This is a genomic window from Mycobacterium sp. SMC-13, from assembly GCF_045311035.1.
Classification (GTDB): domain Bacteria; phylum Actinomycetota; class Actinomycetes; order Mycobacteriales; family Mycobacteriaceae; genus Mycobacterium.
On the sequence record NZ_JBJIAI010000026.1, the window covers coordinates 69,519 to 76,760 of the forward strand.

A 7,242-nucleotide genomic window follows, 5' to 3' on the forward strand; every position below is an offset into this window, starting at 1 on the left:
TTCAATTCAGTGAGTTTGACTGCGCTGGAGGAGGTAGCCGATGACGTGGAACCCGCACGCGAACACCGCGAAGACGTTCGCGCTGCTCGTGGGCTTCTCGACGCTCATCGTGCTGATCGGGTCGCTGTTCGGCAAGAACATCATGTACCTGGCGGTGCTGTTCGCCATCGGCATGAACGCCTACGTCTACTTCAACAGCGCCAAGATGGCGCTGCGGGCCATGCATGCGCAGCCGGTCAGCGAGATGCAGGCGCCGGCCATGTACCGCATCGTCCGCGAGCTGGCCACCACGGCGCGCCAGCCCATGCCGCAGCTGTACATCAGTGACACCGCCGCCCCCAACGCCTTCGCGACGGGACGTAACCCCCGCAACGCCGCGGTGTGCTGCACCACGGGAATCCTCAACATCCTCACCGAGCGCGAACTGCGCGCCGTGCTGGGACACGAGCTTTCGCACGTCTACAACCGCGACATCCTGATCTCCTGCGTGGCGGGCGCCATGGCGTCGGTGGTGACGGCGTTGGTCAACGTCGCCTACTTCATCGGCATGTTCGGCGGCGACCGCGACGACCGGCCCAATCCCTTTGTGCTGCTGGTGCTTTCGATCGTCGGTCCGCTGGCCGCGACAATCATCCGGCTGGCGGTGTCGCGCTCACGCGAGTACCAGGCCGACCAGTCGGGCGCCGAGCTGACCGGCGACCCGCTGGCGCTGGCGAGCGCGCTGCGCAAGATCAGCGCCGGCGTCCAGCAGGCCCCGCTGCCTCCTGAGCCCCAGCTGGCCGACCAGGCCCACCTGATGATCGCCAACCCGTTCCGGGCCGGCGAGAAGATCGGCAAGCTGTTCTCGACGCACCCACCCATCGAGGACCGCATCGCGCGCCTGGAGCGTATGGCGGGGCGGTAGTTCCGCGGAGTTGCCCGCGCTTCTGCGTTGACCCTGCGTTGAGGGTCTTGGTTACTCGGACTTTTGGGCCCTGGTTGCAGGGTCAACGGCACCCGCGGCTGATTCCCTATTGACCCTGCGTTGAGGGTCGTCGTCTCTCGCACTTTTTCGCCCTGGCTTCAGGGTGGATGCAGCACTGCCCGGTCAGGCTCGCCAAACTCATAGAAACATACCCCCTGGGGGTACTTGACGCACGCTCGCCGCGCTGCGTAACGTCGTCCACGTCAGGTACCCCCAGGGGGTATGCAAACGAGAAGGGATTCAGCGATGACGGTGGCGGCAACTCCGAAGACCGATTGGCATCTACGCGGCGAGTGGTTCGATGTGTGCAGCTGCAAACTGCCCTGCCCGTGCAGCTTCGCGCAGGAGCCCACGCACGGCGACTGCCTGTTCACTCTCGTCTGGCAGGTGCACGAAGGGCATTACGGCACAACCGATCTCAGCGGTCTCGGGGTGGTGGCCCTGGGTGAGTTCGCCGGCAACATGTGGATCGGCGACCCGGACGCCACCATGAAGCTGATGTTCTACATCGACGAGAAGGCCGACGCCGATCAGCGCGCGGCTCTGGAGCGGATCTTCCGCGGCGACGAGGGCGGCTGGCCGGGGGAGTTTGGCAGTCTGATCAGCGAGCTGCGGGGCATCGAGTACGCGCCGATCAACTTCGCCGCGGCCGACGACCTCGCCTACTGGCGGGCGGAGATTCCGGGCAAGGTCGACGTCCGCGTCGACGCGCTGACGGGGCCGACGGCCGATCCGAACCGTCGCGTGACGACCGTCAACGCTCCGGGCGCGGAAGTCGGCCCGGGCCAGGTGGCGACGTGGGGCGTGGTCAAGAAGGCCGACGCCGTCGGCTTCGACTTCTCCCACGAGTACGTCGGCGCCTCCAGCAAGCACTTCCCGTTCGACTGGCGGCCCGACGGCGAACTGCCGAACGTCGAGCTCCCGTCCGGCGCGCAGGCGTCCGGCGGATGCTGCTGCGGCTGAGCTGAACTGGACCCGGAAATGACACTGCGCCCAGGGCCTGCCGCTCTCGCGGGGTACGGCCCTGGGCGCAGGATCAATCAGGTACTACTCGGCAACCTCGACCAGACGGTCCACGCTGACCGGCGTCACCCGGAGGGCGGCCGCGGTGCCGATGTCATAGAACAGCCCGATCACCTCGAGGTCGCCGGCGCGGTGCCGGGCCCGGACCAGCGGGTGGGCGGCGAGCGTCTGCGCCTGGAGCGCGACGTTGACCATCGACAGCTGGTCGACGACGCCGAAGCCTTCCTCGGCCGCCGCGACGGCAACGGGGTGGCGGCCCTCATCGAAGGCGCGCAACGTCGCGTCACCGTGCTCCAACCAGGTGTGCAGGTGCTGGTCGTGACCCTGGTCGCCGCCCAGCAGCGCGGTCATGGCGCCGCAGCTGGAGTGGCCGCACACCACGATCGACCGGACCTCCAGGACCTCGACGGCGAAGGCGATGGCGGCCTCGACCGAGGCGTCGGCGCGTCCCTCCGGGATCAGATTGCCGACGTTGCGGACGGTCAGGAGGTCACCGGGGCCACTGCTGGTGATGACGTTGGGCACGACCCGCGAGTCGACGCAGGTGATGAACAGCGTCTCCGGCTTCTGGGCGTGGGCCAGGTCCTCCATGTGCGGACGCAGCACGGGTGCGGTGCGGCGGTGGTAGGTCTCCAGACCCTCCATCACAGACGAGGTCTGCGGCTGCGACTTCCACGGGACGACACCCGAACGCTTGTCGAACGGCGTGAACGTGCGGGTCGGCGGACCGGCGGCCGCGCTGTGCAGCTCGGCGGTGCCGTGCTCGTGAATCTCGACGGAGCCACCGCCGGCGATGTGCTGGCGCTTCCACTCGTCGATGGTCTCGTGGGCGGCGTGGTCGATGAAGTCCACCGACAGCTCGACGGTGACGTCGGAACCGGTCGGCACCGAAGCCAGAGCCGAGGTCAGGCGCGGCAGCGACAGGAAGCTGACCGAGCCCTCGATCACGATGCGCCAGTCGTTGCCGGCGACGTGCTCTGTGACGATCTTGGCCCGGATGACGCGCCACACCGTCAGGGCGACCGCCAGGGCGAGGCCGATCAGCACACCCTCGAGCAGGTTGAGGAAGACGACGCCGAGCACCGTGATGGCGTAAACCGCGATATCGCCTGTGCGCCGGGCGGTTTCGATGTGCACCTTCTTGACCAACTGGCAGCCGATGACGATCAGCAGGCCGGCGAGCGCCGACGTCGGGATCAGCTGGGCCAGGCCGGCGAACGGCACCGCGAACAGCAGGATCCAGAACCCGTGCAGGATGGCCGAAGCCCGGGTCTTGGCGCCCGCGGCGACGTTGGTCGAGCTGCGCACGATGACGCCGGTGACGGGCAGGCCGCCGATGGCGCCGGAGATGGTGTTGGCCGCGCCCTGGCCGATCAGCTCACGGTCGAAGTTGGTGCGCGGGCCGTTGTGCATGCGGTCGACCGAGACGGCCGACAGCAGGCTCTCGACGCTGGCGATGAGGGCGACGGTCAGGACGCCCGCGAAGACGGCGGCCCACTGTCCGTCGGGCAGGGTCGGCAAAGACAGCGAGTCCAGCAGCGAGCCGTTGATCTGAATGCGCTTGACGTCGAACGGCAGCAGAACGGACAGCGCCGTCACACCGACGATGGCGACCAGCGGACCGGGGATCCGGTTGACGGGTGCCGGCACCCAGCGCCACGCCACGAGCGTGACGATGACCAGCATGCCGAGCACGAAGCCGGGGCCGTGGACGTTCATCAGCTGCGCCGGCAGCTCGTGGATGTTCTCCCACGCGCTGCTGTTGGACTTGCCGCCCAGCAGCACGTGCAGCTGCTGCAGCGCGATGGTGATGCCGATGCCCGCGAGCATGGCGTGGACGACGACCGGCGGGATGGCCAGCGCGGCCCGGGCCACGCGGCTCAGGCCGAACAGAATCTGGAGGATGCCGGCGCCGACGGTGATGGCGCACGTCACGCCCCAGCCGAATTGGGCGATCAATCCGGCGACGACGACGGTCAGGCCGGCGGCCGGTCCGCTCACCTGCAGCGGCGAGCCGCCGAGCGCGCCGGCGACGATGCCGCCGACGATGGCGGCGATGATGCCGGCCAGGATGGGCGCGTTGGACGCGACGGCGATGCCGAGCGACAGTGGGAGTGCCACCAGGAATACGACAAGTGACGCAGGCAGGTCGTAGCGCAGTATGGCGCGTAGACCCTTTGCCGGCGGGGCGGTTTCTAGCATGCCTAGGTTTCCGTTCTCCGATTGTTGTCCGATGGACACATGTGCAGATGCGCTGCGCGAGTTTCGGTCCGCACACCCGCCGACACCATTGTCGATTAAACATGTTGCGAGACAACATGTTTCAGAACTGTTCGACGGTCGCCGACGATAAGCGACGTCAATTGCTAAGTGCGAGAGTATTTATCGCCAGACAGGGTCGCAAGGCGAGGAAGAGTTCCCATAGAGAACGCAAATCTTCTCCGTGGGCCAGAGGGTTGATCGATTGGGCGACCTGGGATACCGGCTTGAATCGATCCGGTCGGTATGCTCGTGATTGGGGGTCCGACCAGTCAAGATCACTGTATTGCAACGATTCTCGCGCATCACATCGGCTCAGGTAAGTGACGTGAGTCATATCCAGGGACTAATATTTGAACTCGGTATGAACGCAGTGACAATTTTCTGTGTTCTCAACACAATGGAAGAATGACAACGATGTCGGTACCACCACGAGAGGGTCACCCCCGGGCCGCCGTGCTCGGCCAGCTGCCGCGCATGGAACGTGCCGACGGATCCCCCATCCGGGTGTTGCTGGTCGACGACGAGCCGGCGCTGACCAACCTGGTCAAGATGGCGCTGCACTACGAGGGCTGGGTCGTCGAGGTTGCGCACAACGGCCGCGACGCGGTGACCAAGTTCGGCGAGATGGAACCGGATCTCGTCGTGCTGGACATCATGCTGCCCGACACCGACGGCCTGCAGTTGCTGCAGCGGGTCCGTGCGGCCGAGGGCTACACCCCGACGCTCTTCCTCACCGCGCGCGACTCCGTGATGGACCGCGTCACGGGGCTGACCGCCGGCGCCGACGACTACATGACCAAGCCGTTCAGCCTCGAAGAGCTGGTGGCCCGGCTGCGTGGACTGCTGCGCCGGTCCAGTCAGCTCGCGCCGGCGTCCGACGAGGTGCTCAAGGTCGGCGACATGGTCCTCAACGGCGCCAGCCGGGAGGTGACCCGGGCCGGCGAGCCGATCGCGTTGACCGTCACCGAGTTCGAGCTGCTCCGGTACCTGATGCGTAACCCGCGGCGGGCCATCGCCCGCGCGGAGATCCTCGACCGGGTGTGGAACTACGGATTCGGCGGCAAGTCGAGCATCGTCGACCTCTACATCTCGTATCTGCGCAAGAAGATCGACACCGATCGCGAGCCGATGATCCACACAGTGCGTGGCGTGGGCTACATGCTGCGCCCTGCCGACGCGGAGGACTAACCTGCCCGAGGTGACGCGTGTGACCCGGGTGCCGACCCGAGTACCTGCCCGTACCCCGGTTCGGGCGCCGTGGTGGCGTCCGCGCACCCTGCGCCGGCGGCTCGTGTTCGGCGTCACGTCCCTGGTCACCGTCGTGCTGCTGGCGGTCGGCGTGCTGTCGGTGTACAGCCTGCACAGCTACGTGTCGGCGATGAGCGACGCCGAACTCGAGCGCTCGCTCGACGCCCTCGGTCATTCCTACGACCGCTTGGAGATCAAACGCGGCGACCCGGCCCACCCGATCGACGCCGGCGAAGACGGCCTGACGGCCTTCGGTGGCCAGGCGCCCGGAAACCTCATCGCGGTGCTGCACAAGGGCGTCGTCGTGCAGTCGGCGGTGTTCCCCGACGGCGAACCGAAGCCCGTCCAGCCCGACGTCGTCAAGGCCGTCAGCGGGCAGCAGTGGACCAACCTCGGGCCGCGGACGGTGAAGCTGCCGCGACTCGGCTGGTACCGCATGGCCGGACAGGACGCCGGCGGCGGTGACGTGCTGGTCTCGGGCGTGTCCATGGAGGACGCCAACAGTGTGGTGGCGCGCAAGACCGTCGCGGTCGCGGTCATGACACTGCTGGCCATCGCGCTGACCGCGGTCGGCACCATCGCGGTGGTGAACTATGCGCTGCGGCCGCTGAGCCGCGTGGCCTCGACGGCGGCGAAGGTGGCGACCCGGCAGTTCGGCAGCGAGGACCACCGCATCACCGAACGGGTCCGGCCGGAGGACACCGACCCGCGCACCGAGGTCGGCATCGTGGGGGACACGCTCAACAAACTGCTGGACAACGTCGACAGTGCGCTCGCCGAACTCGCCGCGTCGCACCGCCGGACGCGGCAATTCCTCACCGACGCCAGCCACGAGTTGCGGACACCGCTGGCCGCCATCCGCGGGTACGCCGAACTGACCCGTCAGGACAGCGCCGCACTGCCCGAGACCACCGAATACGCGCTGGCCCGCATCGAGGCAGAGGCGCAGCGGATGTCCGGTCTGGTGGAGGACCTGCTGCTGATCTCGCGGCTCGAGGAGCATCAGGATCTCGAGACCGACGACGTCGAGCTGTGCGACCTGGTGATCAATGCCGTCAACGACGCCGCGGTGTCGTCGCCCGCGCACCGCTGGCGCTCGCGCCTGCCCGACGTGCCGGTGTGGGTCCGCGGCGACCCGGCCCGGTTGCATCAGGTGATCGGCAATCTGCTGGCCAACGCACGCGTCCACACGCCCGCCGGAGTATCGGTCACGACCAGCCTGACACCGGGTCCCGGATATGTGGAATTGACCGTCGCCGATGACGGCCCGGGAATTCCGGAAGAATTGTTGCCGAATTTGTTCGACAGATTTGTGGTCGCCGACAAATCGCGTTCTCGCGTGCTCGGCAGCACGGGGCTCGGCCTGGCGATCGTGTCGACGATCGTCAGAGCGCACGGCGGCCGCGTGAAGGTCGAATCGAACACTGCGGGAACGATTTTCCGGGTGCGGCTGCCGATGGACCGGGAAGTCGGGGAGTACGTGACGGTGAGCGAGTCGCACAATCCGCACGTATCCGAGTCGACTGTTTGAATTTCGCCTGAATTCGGCATGATTCATGCGGATATCCGTATGGGTTCGGCCTGAGAATGCGTTTCTCGCCCATTTCCGCGACTACCGTCGAAGTTATTGATCCAGCGCTGTCGGCGCTGGATGCGGAAAGGGAAAACGGCTCTTCACAGATGAGGGTGTAGAGGTGGTTGGCGCGTCGTTGCCGGGATAGAGGTCGAGGTCTCTCGAAAATGAG

At 66.9% G+C, this 7,242-nt stretch carries 5 protein-coding genes; 4 read left to right on the top strand and 1 reads right to left on the bottom strand.

Annotated elements, in window-relative coordinates:
- The first annotated feature begins 40 nt into the window (after positions 1–40).
- Positions 41–904: a zinc metalloprotease HtpX gene (gene htpX, locus ACJH6I_RS26935; protein ID WP_406784815.1), complete on the top strand. Its 864-nt coding sequence runs from the start codon at positions 41–43 to the stop codon at positions 902–904.
- A 312-nt stretch (positions 905–1,216) separates the two neighbouring features.
- The gene (locus ACJH6I_RS26940; protein WP_406784822.1) at positions 1,217–1,927 is read left to right on the top strand and encodes a DUF1326 domain-containing protein; all 711 of its coding nucleotides are present in this window, start codon (positions 1,217–1,219) and stop codon (positions 1,925–1,927) included.
- A gap of 84 nt (positions 1,928–2,011) precedes the next feature.
- Here ACJH6I_RS26940 and ACJH6I_RS26945 read toward each other — a convergent pair whose 3' ends face one another.
- On the bottom strand, positions 2,012–4,189 hold the full coding sequence (locus ACJH6I_RS26945) for a SulP family inorganic anion transporter (RefSeq protein WP_406784816.1): 2,178 nt from the start codon (positions 4,187–4,189) through the stop codon (positions 2,012–2,014).
- Between the two features lie 465 nt (positions 4,190–4,654).
- Here ACJH6I_RS26945 and ACJH6I_RS26950 point away from each other — a divergent pair, with 465 nt between their 5' ends.
- Complete coding sequence (locus ACJH6I_RS26950; RefSeq protein ID WP_064858471.1) at positions 4,655–5,437, top strand: response regulator transcription factor; 783 nt, start codon at positions 4,655–4,657, stop codon at positions 5,435–5,437.
- Between the two features lie 19 nt (positions 5,438–5,456).
- A complete protein-coding gene (locus ACJH6I_RS26955) occupies positions 5,457–7,028 on the top strand; it encodes a sensor histidine kinase (protein WP_406784823.1) in 1,572 nt (523 codons plus the stop codon).
- The last annotated feature ends 214 nt before the right edge of the window (positions 7,029–7,242 follow it).

Excerpts from the sequence above, each read along its gene's own strand:
- htpX (WP_406784815.1), top strand. The coding sequence starts at position 41 with ATGACGTGGAACCCGCACGCGAACACCGCGAAGACGTTCGCGCTGCTC.
- ACJH6I_RS26945 (WP_406784816.1), bottom strand. The coding sequence starts at position 4,189 with ATGCTAGAAACCGCCCCGCCGGCAAAGGGTCTACGCGCCATACTGCGC.
- ACJH6I_RS26950 (WP_064858471.1), top strand. The coding sequence starts at position 4,655 with ATGACAACGATGTCGGTACCACCACGAGAGGGTCACCCCCGGGCCGCC.